Raw genomic sequence first — 17,553 nt, forward strand, 5'->3', positions numbered from 1 at the left:
TCGGCGCTGTGGGAGGCGTCGCTGTTCGAGGAGCACGACTTCCGGGACATCAAGATCTCGGTGAAGCACAACGACCCGGTCGTGATGGTCGAGGCGTACCGGCAGCTCGCCGCGCAGTGCGACTACCCGCTGCACCTGGGTGTCACCGAGGCGGGTCCGGCGTTCCAGGGCACGATCAAGTCGGCTGTGGCGTTCGGTGCGCTGCTGTCGCAGGGCATCGGTGACACGATCCGCGTCTCCCTCTCCGCCCCGCCGGTGGAGGAGGTCAAGGTCGGCATCCAGATCCTGGAGTCGCTGAACCTGCGCCGGCGGGGTCTGGAGATCGTGTCCTGCCCCTCCTGCGGGCGGGCGCAGGTGGACGTGTACAAGCTGGCGGAGGAGGTCACCGCGGGCCTGACGGGCATGGAGGTGCCGCTGCGGGTCGCGGTGATGGGCTGTGTGGTGAACGGTCCGGGTGAGGCGCGTGAGGCGGACCTGGGTGTGGCGTCGGGCAACGGCAAGGGGCAGATCTTCGTGAAGGGCGAGGTCATCAAGACCGTGCCGGAGTCGAAGATCGTGGAGACGCTGATCGAGGAGGCGATGAAGATCGCCGAGCAGATGGAGAAGGACGGTATCGCGTCGGGGGAGCCGGCCGTCACCGTGAGCTGAGCAGCACGGAACCGAAGGGGGCCCGAGCGTGACGATTCTGGAGAACATTCGGCAACCACGTGACCTGAAGGCGCTGTCCGAGGCGGAACTCGGTGAACTGTGCGACGAGATCAGGGAGTTCCTGGTGCACGCGGTCGCCAGGACCGGAGGCCACCTCGGACCCAACCTCGGGGTGGTGGAGCTGACCGTCGCCCTGCACCGCGTCTTCGAGTCGCCGGCCGACCGCATCCTGTGGGACACCGGCCACCAGAGCTACGTGCACAAGCTGCTGACCGGGCGTCAGGACTTCTCCAAACTGCGGGGCAAGGGCGGCCTGTCCGGCTACCCCTCCCGGGAGGAGTCCGAGCACGACGTCATCGAGAACAGTCATGCCTCCACCGCGCTCGGATGGGCGGACGGGCTCGCCAAGGCCCGCCAGGTGCGCGGGGAGCAGGGGCACGTCGTCGCGGTGATCGGCGACGGCGCGCTCACCGGCGGCATGGCGTGGGAGGCGCTCAACAACATCGCCGCCGCGAAGGACCGGCCTCTGATCGTCGTCGTCAACGACAACGAACGCTCCTACGCCCCCACCATCGGCGGACTCGCCAACCACCTCGCCGCCCTGCGCACCACCGACGGCTACGAACGCTTCCTGGCCTGGGGCAAGGACGTCCTCCAGCGCACCCCCGTGGTCGGCCCGCCCGTCTACGAGGCGCTGCACGGCGCGAAGAAGGGCTTCAAGGACGCCTTCGCCCCCCAGGGACTCTTCGAGGACCTGGGCCTGAAGTACGTCGGCCCGATCGACGGCCACGACATCAAGGCCGTGGAGTCCGCGCTGCGCCGGGCCAGACGCTTCCACGGCCCGGTCCTGGTGCACTGCCTCACCGAGAAGGGCCGCGGTTACGAACCGGCCCTCGCCCACGAGGAGGACCACTTCCACACCGTCGGCGTGATGGACCCCCTCACCTGCGCGCCCCTCGCCCCCTCCGGCGGGCCGTCCTGGACCTCCGTCTTCGGTGAGGAGATCGTCAGGATCGGCGAGGAACGCGAGGACGTGGTGGCCATCACGGCCGCCATGCTCCACCCGGTCGGCCTCGGCGCCTTCGCCGAGCGCTTCCCGGACCGGGTGTGGGACGTCGGCATCGCCGAGCAGCACGCCGCCGTGTCCGCGGCCGGCCTCGCCACCGGCGGACTCCACCCGGTCGTCGCCGTCTACGCCACCTTCCTCAACCGCGCCTTCGACCAGCTCCTGATGGACGTGGCCCTGCACCGCTGCGGGGTCACCTTCGTCCTGGACCGGGCCGGCGTCACCGGGGTCGACGGGCCCTCGCACAACGGCATGTGGGACCTGTCCGTCCTCCAGGTGGTGCCCGGCCTGCGCATCGCCGCGCCCCGCGACGCCGACCAGCTGCGCGCCCAGTTGCGCGAGGCGGTCGCCGTGGACGACGCGCCCACGCTGCTGCGCTTTCCCAAGGAGTCCGCCGGCCCGGCGATCCCGGCGGTGGACCGCGTCGGAGGGCTGGACGTCCTGCACCGGGCGGACGACCCCGAGGTGCTGCTGGTGGCGGTCGGCGTGATGGCGCCGGTCTGCCTCCAGGCCGCGGACCTGCTCCAGGCGCGCGGGATCGGCTGCACCGTCGTCGACCCCCGCTGGGTCAAGCCCGTCGACCCGGCCCTCCCGCACCTGGCCGCCGACCACCGGCTGGTGGCCGTCGTGGAGGACAACAGCCGCGCCGCCGGAGTCGGTTCGGCGGTCGCGCTGGCGCTCGGCGACGCCGGGATCGACGTGCCGGTACGGCGGTTCGGCATCCCGGAGCAGTTCCTCGCACACGCCAAGCGCGGCGAGGTGCTCGCCGACATCGGTCTCACCCCCGTCGACATCGCCGGGCGCATCAGCGCGAGCCTCGCCGTCGGGGAAGAACTCGCGAAACAGCCACAGGACGCACAGGAGCACCAGGCATGACCACCGCCGAGTCCGCGTCGGAGTCGTCACAGGACGCGAAGTTCGACCTCGGCGCGCTGCTCGCCGAGCGCGGGGCCGAGCGCTACGAGCTGCACAACCGCTACCTCAACCCGCAGCTCCCGCGCATGCTGCACACCATCGGCTTCGACAAGGTCTACGAGCGGGCCGAGGGCGCCCACTTCTGGGACGCCGACGGCAACGACCACCTGGACATGCTCGCCGGGTTCGGGGTGATGGGCCTCGGCCGTCATCACCCCGTGGTCCGCAAGGCGCTGCACGACGTGCTGGACCTGTCCCTGGCCGACCTCACCCGCTTCGACTGCCAGCCGCTGCCCGGCCTGCTCGCCGAGAAGCTCCTCGCCCACAGCCCTCACCTGGACCGGGTGTTCTTCGGCAACAGCGGCACGGAGGCCGTGGAGGGCGCCCTGAAGTTCGCCCGGTACGCCACCGGCCGGCCGCGCGTGCTGTACTGCGAGCACGCCTTCCACGGCCTGACCACCGGCTCCCTCTCCGTCAACGGCGAGGCCGGCTTCCGGGACGGGTTCGCCCCGCTGCTCCCCGACACGGCGGTACCGCTCGGGGACCTCGACGCCCTGGAGCGCGAGCTGCGCAAGGGCGACGTGGCCGCCCTGATCGTGGAGCCCATCCAGGGCAAGGGCGTGCTCGAGGCACCGCCCGGCTATCTGCGGGCCGCACAGGAGCTGCTGCACCGCCACAAGGCACTGCTGATCGTCGACGAGGTGCAGACCGGGCTCGGCCGCACCGGCGACTTCTACGCCTACCAGCACGAGGAGGGGGTGGAGCCGGACCTGGTGTGCGTCGCCAAGGCGCTGTCCGGCGGATACGTTCCGGTGGGGGCGACCCTCGGCAAGGACTGGATCTTCCGGAAGGTCTTCTCGTCGATGGACCGGGTGCTGGTGCACTCGGCCAGCTTCGGGTCCAACGCCCAGGCCATGGCCGCGGGACTCGCGGTCCTGTCGGTCATGGAGGAGGAGCAGATCGTCGCGCACGTGCGCACCACCGGCGACCTGCTGCGGACCCGGCTGGCCGCCCTGACCGACCGCTACGAGCTGCTCGCCGACGTCCGCGGCCGGGGCCTGATGATCGGGATCGAGTTCGGCCGGCCCCGCTCGCTGAAGCTGCGCTCGCGCTGGACGATGCTCCAGGCGGCCCGCAAGGGGCTGTTCGCGCAGATGGTGGTGGTGCCGCTGCTGCAGCGGCACCGTATCCTCACTCAGGTCTCCGGCGACCATCTGGAGGTGATCAAGCTGATCCCTCCGCTGATCATCGACGAGGACGACGTGAACCGGTTCGTGGACGCCTTCACCGCGGTGATGGACGACGCCCACGAGGGCGGGCTCATCTGGGACTTCGGCAAGACTTTGGTGAAGCAGGCGGTCGCCAACCGCTGACGTCGCCAACCGCGGCCCGCGCGGTCGCACCTCGCGGGCCGCGGCGAGCGGGCGGAACCCTCACCGGTCGCCGAGGCCGGCATCGCTCACCGGTCGCCGAGGCCGGCATCGCTTTGCCCCAGAGGCAAGGAAATTGCCTCTGGGGCAAGGTCGGGTGCTCAATGGAGGCATGAGCTCCTCCGAGACCGAGCCGCGGGACGAGCCTGCCGAGGCGCTCCCCGCGGTCGCTCCGCAGCTGCGCGCCCTGCGCCGACGGTCCTCCCTGACGCTGGAGGCCGCCGCCCGGCAGGCGGGCCTGTCGCCCGCCCACCTCTCCCGGCTGGAGACGGGGCAGCGCCAGCCCTCGTTGCCCATGCTGCTCTCCCTGGCCCGGATCTACGGCACGACCGTCTCCGAGCTGCTCGGGGAGTCGGCCGCCGACCGGGACGCCGTGGTGCGCGCCGCGGACATGGAACCCACGGCGGCCGGCGGCTGGACGTACTGGCAGGCCGGTGCGGCCGGGCGCGGCATGCAGGCCCTGCGGGTCCAGGTGCCGCACGGCTCCCAGGGCGACATCGTGCGCGTCCACCCCGGTGAGGAGTGGCTGTACGTCCTCAAGGGGCGGCTGCGGCTGCACCTCGGCGACACCCTGCACCGGCTCGGTCCGGGAGACAGCGCGCACTTCGACTCGCTGACCCCGCACCGCATCGCCGCCCAGGACCCCGACGGGGTCGAGCTGCTGTTCGTCCACACCCTGCTGCAGAGTCCCACGGCCGCCCTGTGCCTGGGCCCGACCCATGGAGAGACACCGTGACCGGGAAAGACATGGAAGAGAAGCTCCCGAGGGCCCTGTGGGTGAGGCTGTTCGTCTACGTCGTGGTCGGGCACCTCTTCGCGGCCTTCATCTACTTCCTCTTCGAGATGGCGCCGAAGAAGTGAGCACGCCGGGGCACACGGACGTCAGTCGAGCAGGCGCTCGCGCAGCCGCTCCCGGTGGGCGGGCGTGATGCCGAGCCCCTGCTCCAGGTACGCGTCCACCCCGCCCCAGGTCTCCTCGATCGTCTCGAAGGCCGCCGCCAGGTACTCCTCGCGCGCGTCGAAGAGCGGGCTGAGCAGCTCCATGACCTCGGGGGAGTAGGTGTCGGGGGAGCTGCCGCTGCGGCGCACCTTGTACCGGCGGTGCTTGGCGTTGGACTTCAGGTAGTCCTCGACGATCGCGTCCCGCTCCACGCCCACGGCGAGGAGCGTCACCGCGATCGAGAGTCCCGCGCGGTCCTTGCCGGCCGCGCAGTGCATCAGCGCGGGCACGCTGTCCTCGGCGAGAGCGCCCAGCACCTGGGAGTGCTCGCCGGTGCGTGCCTTGATGGTCGTGCGGTAGGAGTTGATCATCCGGTCGGCGCCCTGGCCGTCGGAGAGGATCGCGCGCAGCTGGTCGATGTCCCCGTCGCGCACCATCTTCCAGAACTCCGCACCGTCGGCCGGGTCGCTGAGCGGCAGGTTCACGTTCCGCACGCCGGGCAGCTCGACGTCAGGCCCTTCCAGCTTCTGGTCGGCCGCGTTGCGGAAGTCGAACACCGTGTGCAGGCCGAGCGAGGCGAGGAAGGCGGCGTCCTCCGCGGTGGCGTGGGCGAGGTGGCCGCTGCGGAACAGCACGCCGTGCCGCACGCGCCGGCCGTCCACGGTCGGCAGTCCACCGACGTCGCGGAAGTTGCGCACCCCGGTCAGCTGGGGCTCGGTCGACGGGATCTCCTGCGTCACGGACGGCTCCTCCCACTCGGTGCCGTCGCCGCGGCTCGTCGACGGGCACCACTCGACGATACGACATGCCTGCCAGGGGCAATGAGTTGTCCACAGGGCAGATGCGGGGCGAGCGAGGCGTACCCGCACTGTCCGATCTTGATTGTTTCTGTTGGATTGCGTGAAGGTCTCGAGGGGCGGCCGACAGGAAGATTCAGATGTCGCGAATACTCCGGGTGACCCGTCGCGCTTGTGCTGATTGATGCGTTATGTCCGTTTAGATCACTTGGTCATAAAGCGCCCTGATAGAACGGGAATTGAGGATGAGGTGCGTGAGCATCGTCATATCGGTGACCGTGCGCTGTCGCCATGCTCACGTAATTCCCGTTCACGGCAGGGGAATTCGATCCCGATCCACTTGCGCGGTCCACGCAGGGTGACGTCATTTCCCCCTTTCGATCACGGAAAAAGCCGGTTCGCGGGAACACGCGCTTGTTTCGCCGCGTCGAGGTCGCTTACGTTCCCAACCGATCCGGACGGACGCCTAATCCTGCCGCCGCCCGGAGCCCGCACACACTGACCCGACGCACGGCAGGAGCGGGGGACCCACAGGTACAACCGCCTGTTCCGGACCCCGGACAACAGGCTTGGGGTACAGCCGCGCAGCGACGCGGCCGGACATCTCCAGTCCGCACCCGACAGCTCACCTCGTAGGCGCCGGAGAGGAATTCGACATGCCCGCGAAGGGTAAGCACCGCCGTACCAAGGCTCAGCGTTTCACCCGCTCCATCGCCGTCGCCGGAACCGGTGGCGCCGCACTCGCCCTGCCGCTGCTCGGCGCCACCGGCGCGCACGCCGCGACCCCGCAGTCGGCCCCCCAGAAGGCCGTTCAGTCCCTTTCCGTCTCCAGCCACCAGGCCACGGGCGACAAGGGCGACGAGGCCCGTACGTACACCGTGAAGGCCGGCGACTACCTCGCCAAGATCGCCGAGGCGGAGCACGTCGACGGCGGCTGGAAGAAGCTCTACGCGGACAACCGCGAGGCCGTGGGCGAGGACCCGTCGCTCATCCACCCGGGTCTGAAGCTGTCCCTCCAGGGTGAGGCCGCCAAGAGCGCCCCCCGGCAGTCGACTTCGCCGCAGGAGTCGAAGCCCGCCGCGCCCAAGGCCGAGAAGCCGGCCGCGCCCAAGGCGGAGAAGCCCGCCGCGAAGCCGGCGCAGAAGTCGTCCGAGGAGTCCTCCTCCGGGGCCTCCACCCAGACCACCTCCGGCTTCACCTCCCCGGTGTCCGGCGGCGGCGTCGGCACCGCCTACAAGGTGGCCGGCGGCATGTGGTCCAGCGGCTACCACACCGGTGTCGACTTCGTCGTCCCGACCGGTACCCCCCTGAAGGCCGTCGGCGCCGGCACCGTCGTCTCCGCCGGCTGGGGCGGCGCGTACGGCAACCAGGTCGTCATCCAGCTGAACGACGGCCACTACGCCCAGTACGCCCACCTGTCCTCCCTGTCCGTCTCGGCGGGCCAGACGGTGAGCGCCGGCCAGCAGGTCGGCCTCTCCGGTGCGACCGGCAACGTGACCGGCCCGCACCTGCACTTCGAGATCCGCACCAGCCCGAACTACGGCTCGGACGTGGACCCGCTCTCCTACCTGCGCTCCAAGGGCGTCGCTCTCTGACCCCTGGCGGCACCCTTCCTGACACGCGCGCCGAAGGCCGACCCCGATCCACGGGGCCGGCCTTCGGCGTATTCCGGGCTTGGTCAACATTTGAGAGTGGCTTATCTCACCGCACGTCAACCCTCCCTTACGGTCGCGTAGGTCACATCGGAAGGTGAATCATGTCCGGCTGTGGCAGACGATTCGAAGAGTGACAAGGCAAGAGTGATCGGGTCGTACGTGGCGGTGGGGGACAGCTTCACCGAGGGCGTCGGCGACCCCGGCCCCGGCGGGTCGTTCGTCGGCTGGGCCGACCGGCTGGCCGTCCTGCTCGCCGACCGCAGGCCCGAGGGCGACTTCCGGTACGCCAACCTCGCCGTGCGCGGCAAGCTGCTGGACCAGATCGTGGCCGACCAGCTTCCCCGGGCGGTGGAACTCGCCCCCGACCTGGTCTCGTTCTGTGCGGGCGGCAACGACATCCTGCGCCCGGGCACCGACCCGGACGAGGTGGCCGAGCGCTTCGAGCGGGCCGTCGCCCGGCTCGCCGCGACGGCCGGCACGGTCCTGGTGACCACCGGGTTCGACACCCGTGGCGTCCCCCTGCTCAAGCATCTGCGCGGCAAGATCGCCACGTACAACGGGCACGTGCGGGCCGTCGCCGACCGCTACGGCTGCCCGGTGCTCGACCTGTGGTCCCTGCGCAGCGTGCAGGACCGCAGGGCCTGGGACGCCGACCGGCTGCACCTGTCGCCCGAGGGGCACACCCGGGTCGCGCTCCGCGCGGGCCTGGCCCTCGGCCTGACGGTCCCCGCCGACCCGGAGCAGGCCTGGCCGCCGCTTCCGCCGCGCGGCACCCTGGAGATCCGCCGGGACGACGTCCACTGGGCCCGCGAGTACCTGGTGCCCTGGATCGGCCGCCGGCTGCGCGGCGAGTCCTCGGGCGACCACGTGATCCCCAAGGGCGCGCTCTCCCCCGACGACATCAGGGAACGGATCGCGGCGGTCGCCTGAGCGCCGGGCGCCGATCACGTGGGGGCCGGAACCGGGTCCTGGAATCTCCTGGACCCGGACCGGCCCCGTGGGCTCCTCCACAACCCGGCCCGGGTGTCGCGGGCGCCGCACATAATGGAATCTCCGATCGATTTCACGTGGAGGTACCGTGGCCGCTTCTCCGAACCTCGGGCCGGGTTCAAGGGCCCTGCGGCCGTTGTCCTTCGGCGCGGACCCGAGCGGCGAGCGCATGGCGCGCATCCGCCGGTCCCCGCACTTCGAGAACGGCGTCTTCCGCAACCCGGGAGGCCCGGCCCGGATGCGCCCCACAGGGTCCAACCGTGACCTGGCGAAGCTCTACCTGGACAAGGACGCCCGCTCCCGGCGCGCCCCGCAGGGCGCGATCCCGGTGCATCCCACCACCCTCGCGGACATCTCCCGCCCGCCCGCCACGGGGCTGCGCCTGACGTGGGCGGGCCACTCCAGCGTGCTCGCGGAGATCGACGGCCGGCGGGTGCTCTTCGACCCGGTGTGGGGGGAGCGCTGTTCCCCCTTCCCCTTCGCCGGACCGAAGCGGCTGCACCCAGTGCCGCTGCCGCTCGCCGCGCTCGGACCGGTCGACGTCGTGGTGATCTCCCACGACCACTACGACCACCTGGACCTGCCCACCATCAAGGAGCTGGCCGGCACGGACACCGTGTTCGCGGTGCCGCTCGGTGTGGGCGCGCACCTGGAGCGCTGGGGCGTGTCCCCGGACCGGCTGCGCGAGCTGGACTGGCAGGAGTCGACGCGGGTCGGCGGCCTCACGCTGACCGCCACCCCGGCCCGTCACTTCTGCGGCCGGGGCCTGCGCAACACCCAGCACACCCTGTGGGCCTCCTGGGTCGTCACCGGTGAGCGGCACCGGATCTACCACAGCGGCGACACCGGCTACTTCGACGGCTTCCGTGACATCGGCGCGGCCCACGGCCCCTTCGACGCGACGATGATCCAGGTCGGCGCCTACTCGGACTTCTGGCCGGACATCCACATGACGCCCGAGGAGGGCGTGCGCTCGCACCTCGACCTCCAGGGAGGAGAGCCGGGCGGTGTCCTGCTGCCGATCCACTGGGGCACCTTCAACCTGGCCCCGCACCCGTGGGCGGAGCCCGCGGAGTGGATGCGGGCCGGGGCCGGCGCGGTCGGGCAGGCGGTCGCCTTCCCGGTCCCGGGCCGGCCCTTCGAGCCGGCCGGCGACCTTCCCGTACGTCCGTGGTGGCGGGACGTGTCCCGGCCGCTGGACCGTGAGTGGCCCGTTCCGGAGATCGCCCCGCGGGCGTCCCGTGACGGCCTCGACCTGGTGGGTGAGGACTGATGCCGCGCCGCGTGAGCGTGTGGATCTCCCGATGAGTCCACGCACGTGCCCGGCCGGCCGGACGGTCACGATCCGGAGGGCCGTCGCGAGGGACGCCAAGCGGCTGACGCGGATCGTGCGCGGCTCCGGCGCCTACGACGGCAGATACGCCGCCGCGGTCGCGGGCTACCGGGTCGGTCCCGACTACATCGAGGCCCACCGTGTCTTCGTGGCGGTCGACGCGGACGGCGACGGCGAGGAAGGGCGGGTCCTCGGGTTCTACTCGCTCGTCCTCGTCCCGCCGGAGCTCGACCTGCTGTTCGTCGCCGACGAGGCGCAAGGACGGGGGATCGGACGACAACTCGTCGCGCACATGCGGTCAGAGGCCCGGGCCGCCGGGCTCGACCGTGTCCTGGTCGTGTCGCACGTCCCCGCCGAGGGTTTCTACCACCGCGTCGGCGCGGTGCGGACCGGGACCGTGCCCGCGAACCCGCCCGCCGTACCGTGGGACCGTCCCGAACTCGAGTTCCGCATCTCTGCGTGACGAACAAAAAGTCTGTGCCGACGAAGTGAGAATTGAACGGGCTGTGACATGAGAGATTGTGGCGCAATGACCGAAGCGAAATCGCGGGATTAGGGCAGGTCATTTTCGCGTGCTACTGTCTGTCTCAGTTGCAGTTGTGGTTCCCGAAAACTTCGGGTGCTCCATCCGGTTCCGCCGGCTGGGGGCGCCTGCTTTTCCGGTCATTTCCGGGCGGGGTAATCATCGCGGCGACACGGCGTCCGCACGGTGCGGATACCGATGTACTGCCCCAAAGGAGATATGAACATGGCTGCTGGAACCGTGAAGTGGTTCAACGCGGAAAAGGGCTTCGGCTTCATCGAGCAGGACGGTGGCGGCGCCGACGTCTTCGCCCACTACTCGAACATCGCCGCGCAGGGCTTCCGTGAGCTGCTCGAAGGCCAGAAGGTGACCTTCGACATCGCGCAGGGCCAGAAGGGCCCGACGGCCGAGAACATCGTCCCGGCCTGACGCCCGCACACAGACTGCAGCTGGGGCCCGCATCCTTCGGGGTGCGGGCCCCAGCTGCATCCCCGATTTCCTGGTCGGCCCGCATCTGTTTCTTTTCCCATCGGTCCATACTCGTAATTCTCCGTGCTGCTCGTTGCCGCGGGAAATTCCTTGATATGCGCCATGTCGAGGAAGGTTCCCCATGAACCCCACGCGTAACAACGACCGCACGCGTCACAACGATCGCACCCGTGGCAGCGACCGCACCCGTGGCAGCGACCGCACCCGTGGCAACGACCGCGGCCGTCGGCCTGCCGCCGTGCGCGGCGAGTTCGCGCCGCCCCGGACGATCACCCCCGCCCTGCCCCCCGTCGAGACGTTCGCCGATCTCGTCATGCCCGAGCGGCTGCTGGCCGAACTCGGCCACCAGGGAGTGACCGTGCCGTTCCCGATCCAGGGCGCGACACTGCCCAACGCCCTGGCGGGCCGTGACGTGCTGGGCCGCGGGCGCACCGGCTCCGGCAAGACCCTCGCCTTCGGTCTCGCCCTGCTCGCCCGCACCGCCGGCCGGCGTGCCGAACCCCGCCGGCCGCTCGGGCTGATCCTCGTGCCGACGCGTGAGCTGGCGCAGCAGGTGACCGACGCGCTGACGCCGTACGCCCGCTCCGTCAGGCTGCGGCTGGCCACCGTGGTCGGTGGGATGTCGATCGGACGGCAGGCCGGCGCACTGCGCGGCGGGGCCGAGATCGTCGTCGCGACGCCCGGACGGCTCAAGGACCTCATCGACCGCGGCGACTGCACGCTGGACGACGTCGACACCACTGTGCTGGACGAAGCCGACCAGATGGCCGACATGGGATTCATGCCGCAGGTCACCGCGCTGATCGACCAGGTGCGCCCGGACGGGCAGCGCATGCTGTTCTCCGCCACCCTGGACCGCAACGTCGACCTGTTGGTCCGCCGCTATCTGACCGACCCCGTCGTGCACTCGGTGGACCCGTCGGCCGGCGCGGTCACGACGATGGAGCATCACGTCCTGCACGTCCACGGCGCCGACAAGCACACCGCCACGACCGAGATCGCGGCCCGTGACGGCCGCGTGATCATGTTCCTGGACACCAAGCACGCCGTGGACCGGCTGACCCAGGACCTGCTCGACAGCGGAGTACGGGCCGCCGCCCTGCACGGCGGCAAGTCGCAGCCGCAGCGCACCCGCACGCTCGCGCAGTTCAAGACGGGGCACGTCAACGTGCTGGTGGCCACCAACGTCGCGGCGCGCGGAATCCACGTCGACAACCTCGACCTCGTCGTGAACGTCGACCCGCCGACCGACCACAAGGACTACCTGCACCGCGGCGGCCGTACCGCCCGCGCCGGGGAGTCCGGCAGCGTCGTCACGCTCGTCACCCCGAGTCAGCGCCGCGGCATGGTCCGCCTCATGGCGGACGCCGGTATCCGGCCGCAGACCACTTCGGTCCGCCCGGGCGACGAGGCCCTGAGCCGGATCACCGGGGCGCAGGCCCCGTCCGGTGTCCCGGTCGTCATCACGGCACCGGTGGCCGAACGCCCCCGGCGCGGGGCCTCGCCCCGGGGCCGACGCCGCCCTTCCCCGGCGGCCCGGCGCGCGTCAGGGCGCCGGCCCGTCCTCGACGCGGCGGCCTAGACTCCTTCGTTTCCGCGTCAGCCCGCCCATCTCCGCAGGAGGCACCTTTGACCGTGATCCGGATGAAGCACCGCTCGGCGGACGCCGACACCGCGCACAGGAAGGCCGTCGACGTCATGGACGCGGCCGGACCGCGGGTCTGTGACGACATGAGCGTCGAGGTGGCGCTGGCCGTCATGGCCGCCGCGCGCACCGGCCGGCTGGCCGTCTGCGACCAGGACGACCAGCGCGTCGGCCTGGTGACCCGGACCGACCTCACCGCCGTCCGCGACAGCGCCGCCCACCCGGACCGCGTCCGCCTGCGCGACATCCTCGGCGACCACGACCGCGTCTCGCTCGCCGCCCGCTGAGACAGCACGCTCTGCCTTCGGCGCGACCGAAGCCGCCCTCGCGGTGTGGGCCCCACCGGTACCCCGGAGGGGCCCACACCGCGTGAAGCGGGCCGGCATCGGCAGGGCCGGTGCGGCATCGGAGCCGGCGGATGGTGTAGTAGTTCCTGCGGGGCCCTGGTGCCGGACGGCACCAGGGCCCCGCCACGAGTTCCGCAGAGAGGTGCAATGACAGCAGACGACACGTTCGGCCGTCTCGACGACGAGGACTACCCCGCCTACACCATGGGCCGGGCCGCCGAGATGCTCGGTACCACCCAGGGCTTCCTCCGCGCCCTCGGCGAGGCCCGTCTCATCACACCGCTCCGCTCCCCGGGCGGCCACCGCCGCTACTCCCGCTACCAGCTGCGCATCGCCGCCCGCGCCCGGGAACTCGTCGACCGGGGCACGCCCATCGAGGCCGCCTGCCGGATCGTCATCCTCGAGGACCAGCTGGAGGAGGCCCAGCGCCTCAACGCCGAGTACCGGCGCGCCGCCGAAGCGGGGAACCCGACGGCCGAATGAGACGAGCGTGCCCGCCGGTGTCGGCGGGCACGGAACGTCGTACGCGTGGGCCGATGACGGGAGTCACGCGGCCGGACCCGGGCTCAGGCGTCGATGATGACCGGGATGACGAGCGGCCGACGGCGGTGGGTGCGGAACGCCCAGTTCGCCACGGCGCGGGCGACCAGCTGTTCCAGCTGGTGCGCGTCCCCGACGCCCTCCTCGGCCGCGGTGGCCAGGGTCTTCTCGATGAGCGGGATCACCGGCTCGAACGTGGTGTCGTCGTGGACGAAGCCGCGGGCCAGGAAGTCGGGCGGCTCGGTGAGGGCGCCGGTGTCCGCGTCGACGATCGCCACCACCGTGACGACACCCTCGGCGGCGAGCGTGAGGCGGTCCTTCAGGGACGCCTCGGTGGCACCCCCGACCTCCATGCCGTCCACGTAGACGTTGCCGGCGGGGACCTTCCCGGTGATGGACGCCTTTCCGTCGACCAGGTCGACGACGACACCGTCCTCGGCGATGACGACCCGCTCGGGGTCCACGCCCGTCCGGATGGCCAGGTCGGCGTTGGCCCGCAGGTGGCGCCACTCGCCGTGCACGGGCATGACGTTGCGGGGTTTGACGATGTTGTAGCAGTAGACGAGTTCGCCCGCGCTGGCGTGCCCCGAGACGTGCACCTTGGCGTTGCCCTTGTGGACCACGTGGGCGCCCCACCGGGTGAGTCCGTTGATCACCCGGTAGATGGCGTTCTCGTTGCCGGGGATCAGGGAGCTGGCGAGCAGGACGGTGTCGCCCTTGCCGATGCGGATCATGTGGTCGCGGTTGGCCATCCGGGACAGCGCGGCCATCGGCTCGCCCTGGGAGCCGGTGCACACCAGGGTGACCTTGTGGTCAGGGAGCTTCTCCAGCTCCTTGGTGCTGACGACCAGACCGGAGGGGACCTTCAGATAGCCGAGGTCACGGGCGATGCCCATGTTGCGGACCATCGACCGGCCGACGAAGGCGACCTTGCGGCCGTACTGGTGGGCGGCGTCCAGGACCTGCTGGATGCGGTGCACATGGCTGGCGAAGCTGGAGACGATGACCCGGCGCGGAGCGGTGCGCATCACCTGCTCGATCGCCGGGTTCAGCTCACGCTCGGAGGTGGTGAACCCGGGGACCTCGGCGTTGGTGGAATCGGTGAGGAACAGGTCCACGCCCTCCTCGCCGAGGCGGGCGAAGGCACGCAGGTCGGTGATGCGGTCGTCGAGAGGGAACTGGTCCATCTTGAAGTCACCGGTGTGCAGCACCATCCCGGCCCGGGTGCGCAGGGCGACCGCGAGACTGTCGGGGATGGAGTGGTTGACCGCCACGAACTCGCAGTTGAACGGCCCGAAGTCGCGCCGGTCGCCCTCCCGCACCCGCACCGTGCGCGGGCGGATGCCGTGTTCCTTGAGCTTGGCCTCCAGGAAGGCCAGCGTCAGCTTGGAGCCCACGACGGGAATGTCGGACCGCTCGCGCAGCAGGTACGGCACACCGCCGATGTGATCCTCGTGTCCGTGGGTGAGTACCACCGCCACGACGTCGTCCAGCCGGTCCCGGATGGAGGTGAAGTCCGGCAGGATCACGTCCACGCCGGGCTGGGTCTCCTCGGGGAAGAGCACGCCGCAGTCGACGATGAGCAGCTTGCCGCGGTGCTCGAAGACGGTCATGTTGCGGCCGATCTCACCCAGGCCGCCCAGGGGGGTGACCCGCAGCCCTCCCTCGGGAAGGGGTGGGGCGGCTTTCAGTTCGGGGTGTGGATGACTCATACCTCGACGTTACCCGGAGATGGGGAGGCGCTGATCCACTGCCCGCCTGTTCCGGTGAGCGCCCGGTACGCCATCTCGCGGGCGGTCGCCGGTGTGCGGGGACGCCGCACGACGACGGGCGGGCCGGAGACACGCTCCGGCCCGCCCGTCGTGCGCCGGGTCAGGGGGTGGTGCCGACGGGCCGCGGCCGGGCCTGGGCGGCCGCCTCCGCCGCCAGCCGGCGCCGCCGGGTCGCCGGTCCGAACACCGCCAGGACCAGCGCGCCGAGCGTCCAGGTGCCCGCGATGACCATGAAGACGGCCTGGTAACCGACGCCGTTGTACACACCGGCGATCATCAGCGGCCCCACCGCGTTCGACAGCCGCCCCAGACCGTAGGCGATGCTGGTGCCCAGCGAGCGGCCCTCGGTGCTGTACAGCTCGGGGGCGTAGGCGTACGCCAGGGCCGTGTAGCCGCGCTCGAACAGGTTGACCAGGAAGCCGAAGACGACGATCAGCACCGGCGTGAACGTCAGCCCGTAGAGCAGGCCGGACGCGGCGATGACCAGGCCGAACACCACCAGGCACCACTTGCGCTCGAAGCGGTCGGTGACCATCGCCGCGAGGAAGGAGCCGAGCGGCGCGCCCACCGTCGTCAGTGCGACGTAGAAGATCGAGTCCTCCACGCTGACGCCCTCGGCGGCCAGCAGGGTCGGTGCCCAGCTGGAGTACCCGAAGAAGCCGATGGTCTGCGTGATCCACAGGACCGACAGCAGGATCGTCGGGTACAGGAACTTCTTGTCCTTGAGCATGCCGAGGCCCGGCTTGACCACCGGCCCCTTGGGCTTCGGCTGCTGCGGCTCGGGCAGCGGGCCGTGCTCCGCCACCGCGTGGGCCTCGACGCGGGCCAGCGTCGCCTCCGCCTCCTCGTGCCGGCCGCGCGACTCCAGCCACAGCGGGGACTCCTCGAGCCGGCGCACCAGGAACAGGAAGAGCGCGCCCAGCGAGCCCCACAGGTAGACCAGCCGCCAGGACCAGTCGTTCATCGGCACCACGGCGGAGGCGATGAGGTTGGTGACGGGCGTGCCGCAGATCCCGACGACGATGGCGTACGCCTGGAACTTGCCGCGCTTGGCGCTGGGGAACAGCTCGCTGATGTAGACGACGGCGACCACGGTCATCGCGGACAGGCCCGCCGAGGTCAGCACGCGGAACAGCCCGAGGGACCAGATGTCCCAGGCGAAGACGCAGGCGAACGACCACACCGTGAACCACAGGGTGGTCACGGTCAGCGTCCGTTTGCGGCCCAGCCGGTCGGCCAGCCCGCCGGCCACGACCGCGCCGACGAACATGCCCACGAAGGACAGCGAGGTGACGTAGGCGACGTGGTCGACGTCGGCGCCCCACTGCTCGCGCACCACCGGTGCCGTGATGGCGAAGGTGTTGATGTCCGCGAACTCGAAGAAGTACGCGAACGCCACCGCGAGGATGGTCCGCTTGTGGAACTTCGTGATCGGCAGCCGGTCCAGCCGGTTCGCCGCGTTGGTGGTGCGGATGTGCTGCACTGCACGCTCCAGGGAAGGGAGGACCCGTCTCACCGGGCCGGGGGTGACGTCAGCGGACCTCTTCGGGCCAGTACAGACGCAGGGGGTTGTCGACCAGCAGCGCCCGCTGCCGCTCGGCGGTGGTCGCGATGTGCGGGACGTGGTCGACCAGCAGACCGTCGTCGGGCATGTGGTCCTTCAGGTTCGGGTGGGGCCAGTCGGTGCCCCACAGCGCCCGGTCGGTGAACTCCTCGACGACCTTGCGGGCGAACGGCACCACGTCCCGGTAGGCGTGCCGCTCCCCGTCGAGCGCGGGCGGTCCCGTGACGGTCAGCCGCTCGGGGCAGGACACCTTCACCCACACGTCGTTCGCCTCCACGAACCGCAGGAAGCGCGCGAACCCGGGCCCGTCCGGGCCGGCGGTGACGTCCGGGCGGCCCATGTGGTCGATCACGAGCGGCACCGGCAGGGACGCGAAGAACGACTCCAGGTCCGGCAGGTCCGCCGCCTCGAAGTACAGGACGACGTGCCAGCCCAGCGGCGCGACCTTGCGGGCCACCGTCTCCAGTGCCTCACGGGGCGCCGCGTCCACCAGACGGCGGACGAAGTTGAAGCGCACCCCGCGCACCCCGGCGTCGTGCAGCCGCCGCAGCTCCGCGTCGGTGACGTCCGGGCGGACCGTCGCCACCCCGCGGGCGCGCCCGCCGGCCGCGTGCAGGGCGTCCACCAGGGCGCTGTTGTCCGCGCCGTGGCAGGTGGCCTGCACGATCACGTTGCGGTCGACGCCGAGGTGGTCGCGCAGCGCGAACAGGTCGTGTTTGGAGGCGTCGACCGGCGTGTACTTCCGCTCGGGGGCGAAGGGGAACTCGGCGGCGGGGCCGAAGACGTGGCAGTGGGCGTCCACCGTTCCCGGCGGCAGGACGAACGTGGGTGTGCCCGGTCCCCGGTACCAGTCGAGCCAGCCGGGGGTGACCGCGGTGTCGTGGTCGGTCATCGTGCTC

The 17,553-nt window shown here is 71.0% G+C and carries 17 protein-coding genes and 1 riboswitch; of the genes, 13 read left to right on the forward strand and 4 right to left on the reverse strand.

The features are described from left to right. From ACIF8S_RS32385 to ACIF8S_RS32405, 5 genes are all read left to right on the forward strand, one after another. Window positions 1-648 (forward strand): flavodoxin-dependent (E)-4-hydroxy-3-methylbut-2-enyl-diphosphate synthase (locus tag ACIF8S_RS32385; RefSeq protein ID WP_400004008.1); only part of this gene is annotated, 648 nt, incomplete at its 5' end. Between the two features lie 28 nt (window positions 649-676). Beyond that, complete coding sequence (gene dxs, locus ACIF8S_RS32390; RefSeq protein ID WP_400004010.1) at window positions 677-2,590, forward strand: 1-deoxy-D-xylulose-5-phosphate synthase; 1,914 nt, start codon at window positions 677-679, stop codon at window positions 2,588-2,590. Continuing rightward, a complete protein-coding gene (locus ACIF8S_RS32395; protein ID WP_400004012.1) occupies window positions 2,587-4,002 on the forward strand; it encodes an aspartate aminotransferase family protein in 1,416 nt (471 codons plus the stop codon). Before dxs ends, ACIF8S_RS32395 begins: the two co-directional genes overlap by 4 nt. Window positions 4,003-4,171: 169 nt before the next feature. Next, window positions 4,172-4,795: a helix-turn-helix domain-containing protein gene (locus ACIF8S_RS32400; protein ID WP_400004014.1), complete on the forward strand. Its 624-nt coding sequence runs from the start codon at window positions 4,172-4,174 to the stop codon at window positions 4,793-4,795. Between the two features lie 11 nt (window positions 4,796-4,806). Then, the gene (locus ACIF8S_RS32405; RefSeq protein ID WP_167534694.1) at window positions 4,807-4,920 is read left to right on the forward strand and encodes a DUF6126 family protein; all 114 of its coding nucleotides are present in this window, start codon (window positions 4,807-4,809) and stop codon (window positions 4,918-4,920) included. 21 nt (window positions 4,921-4,941) lie between these two features. On the opposite strand, the gene ACIF8S_RS32410 is transcribed toward ACIF8S_RS32405, so the two are convergent. After that, window positions 4,942-5,739 carry a tyrosine-protein phosphatase gene (locus ACIF8S_RS32410; protein ID WP_400004016.1) on the reverse strand — a complete coding sequence of 266 codons (798 nt, stop codon included), beginning with the start codon at window positions 5,737-5,739 and terminating at the stop codon, window positions 4,942-4,944. A 548-nt stretch (window positions 5,740-6,287) separates the two neighbouring features. Continuing rightward, window positions 6,288-6,448: riboswitch (cyclic di-AMP (ydaO/yuaA leader) on the forward strand. A 4-nt stretch (window positions 6,449-6,452) separates the two neighbouring features. Between ACIF8S_RS32410 and ACIF8S_RS32415 the strand changes: the two genes are divergently transcribed. The 8 genes from ACIF8S_RS32415 to ACIF8S_RS32450 all read left to right on the forward strand — a co-directional run bounded on the left by ACIF8S_RS32415 (window position 6,453) and on the right by ACIF8S_RS32450 (window position 13,261). Beyond that, the gene (locus tag ACIF8S_RS32415; RefSeq protein WP_400004017.1) at window positions 6,453-7,391 is read left to right on the forward strand and encodes a peptidoglycan DD-metalloendopeptidase family protein; all 939 of its coding nucleotides are present in this window, start codon (window positions 6,453-6,455) and stop codon (window positions 7,389-7,391) included. 204 nt (window positions 7,392-7,595) lie between these two features. After that, window positions 7,596-8,381 (forward strand): SGNH/GDSL hydrolase family protein, encoded by a 786-nt coding sequence (locus ACIF8S_RS32420; protein WP_400004102.1) that lies wholly within the window; start codon window positions 7,596-7,598, stop codon window positions 8,379-8,381. Window positions 8,382-8,529: 148 nt separating this feature from the next. Then, window positions 8,530-9,714, forward strand: coding sequence for an MBL fold metallo-hydrolase (locus tag ACIF8S_RS32425; RefSeq protein WP_400004019.1), 1,185 nt, complete (start codon window positions 8,530-8,532; stop codon window positions 9,712-9,714). Window positions 9,715-9,745: 31 nt separating this feature from the next. Next, window positions 9,746-10,237 carry a GNAT family N-acetyltransferase gene (locus ACIF8S_RS32430; protein WP_400004021.1) on the forward strand — a complete coding sequence of 164 codons (492 nt, stop codon included), beginning with the start codon at window positions 9,746-9,748 and terminating at the stop codon, window positions 10,235-10,237. Window positions 10,238-10,522: 285 nt separating this feature from the next. Continuing rightward, the gene (locus tag ACIF8S_RS32435) at window positions 10,523-10,726 is read left to right on the forward strand and encodes a cold-shock protein (protein WP_023586116.1); all 204 of its coding nucleotides are present in this window, start codon (window positions 10,523-10,525) and stop codon (window positions 10,724-10,726) included. Window positions 10,727-10,907: 181 nt separating this feature from the next. Next, complete coding sequence (locus ACIF8S_RS32440; protein ID WP_400004022.1) at window positions 10,908-12,368, forward strand: DEAD/DEAH box helicase; 1,461 nt, start codon at window positions 10,908-10,910, stop codon at window positions 12,366-12,368. A 53-nt stretch (window positions 12,369-12,421) separates the two neighbouring features. Then, a complete protein-coding gene (locus ACIF8S_RS32445) occupies window positions 12,422-12,718 on the forward strand; it encodes a CBS domain-containing protein (RefSeq protein ID WP_400004103.1) in 297 nt (98 codons plus the stop codon). Window positions 12,719-12,925: 207 nt separating this feature from the next. Then, entirely contained in the window at window positions 12,926-13,261 is a 336-nt protein-coding gene (locus ACIF8S_RS32450; protein ID WP_349794043.1) for a MerR family transcriptional regulator, read from the forward strand. Between the two features lie 83 nt (window positions 13,262-13,344). Here ACIF8S_RS32450 and ACIF8S_RS32455 read toward each other — a convergent pair whose 3' ends face one another. The 3 genes from ACIF8S_RS32455 to ACIF8S_RS32465 form a co-directional block, all read right to left on the reverse strand. Beyond that, window positions 13,345-15,030 carry a ribonuclease J gene (locus ACIF8S_RS32455; RefSeq protein ID WP_349794042.1) on the reverse strand — a complete coding sequence of 562 codons (1,686 nt, stop codon included), beginning with the start codon at window positions 15,028-15,030 and terminating at the stop codon, window positions 13,345-13,347. A 160-nt stretch (window positions 15,031-15,190) separates the two neighbouring features. Next, window positions 15,191-16,573 (reverse strand): MFS transporter, encoded by a 1,383-nt coding sequence (locus ACIF8S_RS32460; RefSeq protein ID WP_400004025.1) that lies wholly within the window; start codon window positions 16,571-16,573, stop codon window positions 15,191-15,193. Window positions 16,574-16,622: 49 nt separating this feature from the next. Beyond that, the gene (locus ACIF8S_RS32465; RefSeq protein WP_400004026.1) at window positions 16,623-17,546 is read right to left on the reverse strand and encodes an amidohydrolase family protein; all 924 of its coding nucleotides are present in this window, start codon (window positions 17,544-17,546) and stop codon (window positions 16,623-16,625) included. Window positions 17,547-17,553 lie beyond the last annotated feature (7 nt).

Origin of the sequence: Streptomyces sp. NPDC085937 (genome assembly GCF_044540535.1) — a bacterium.
In the GTDB taxonomy this organism is placed as follows: domain Bacteria; phylum Actinomycetota; class Actinomycetes; order Streptomycetales; family Streptomycetaceae; genus Streptomyces.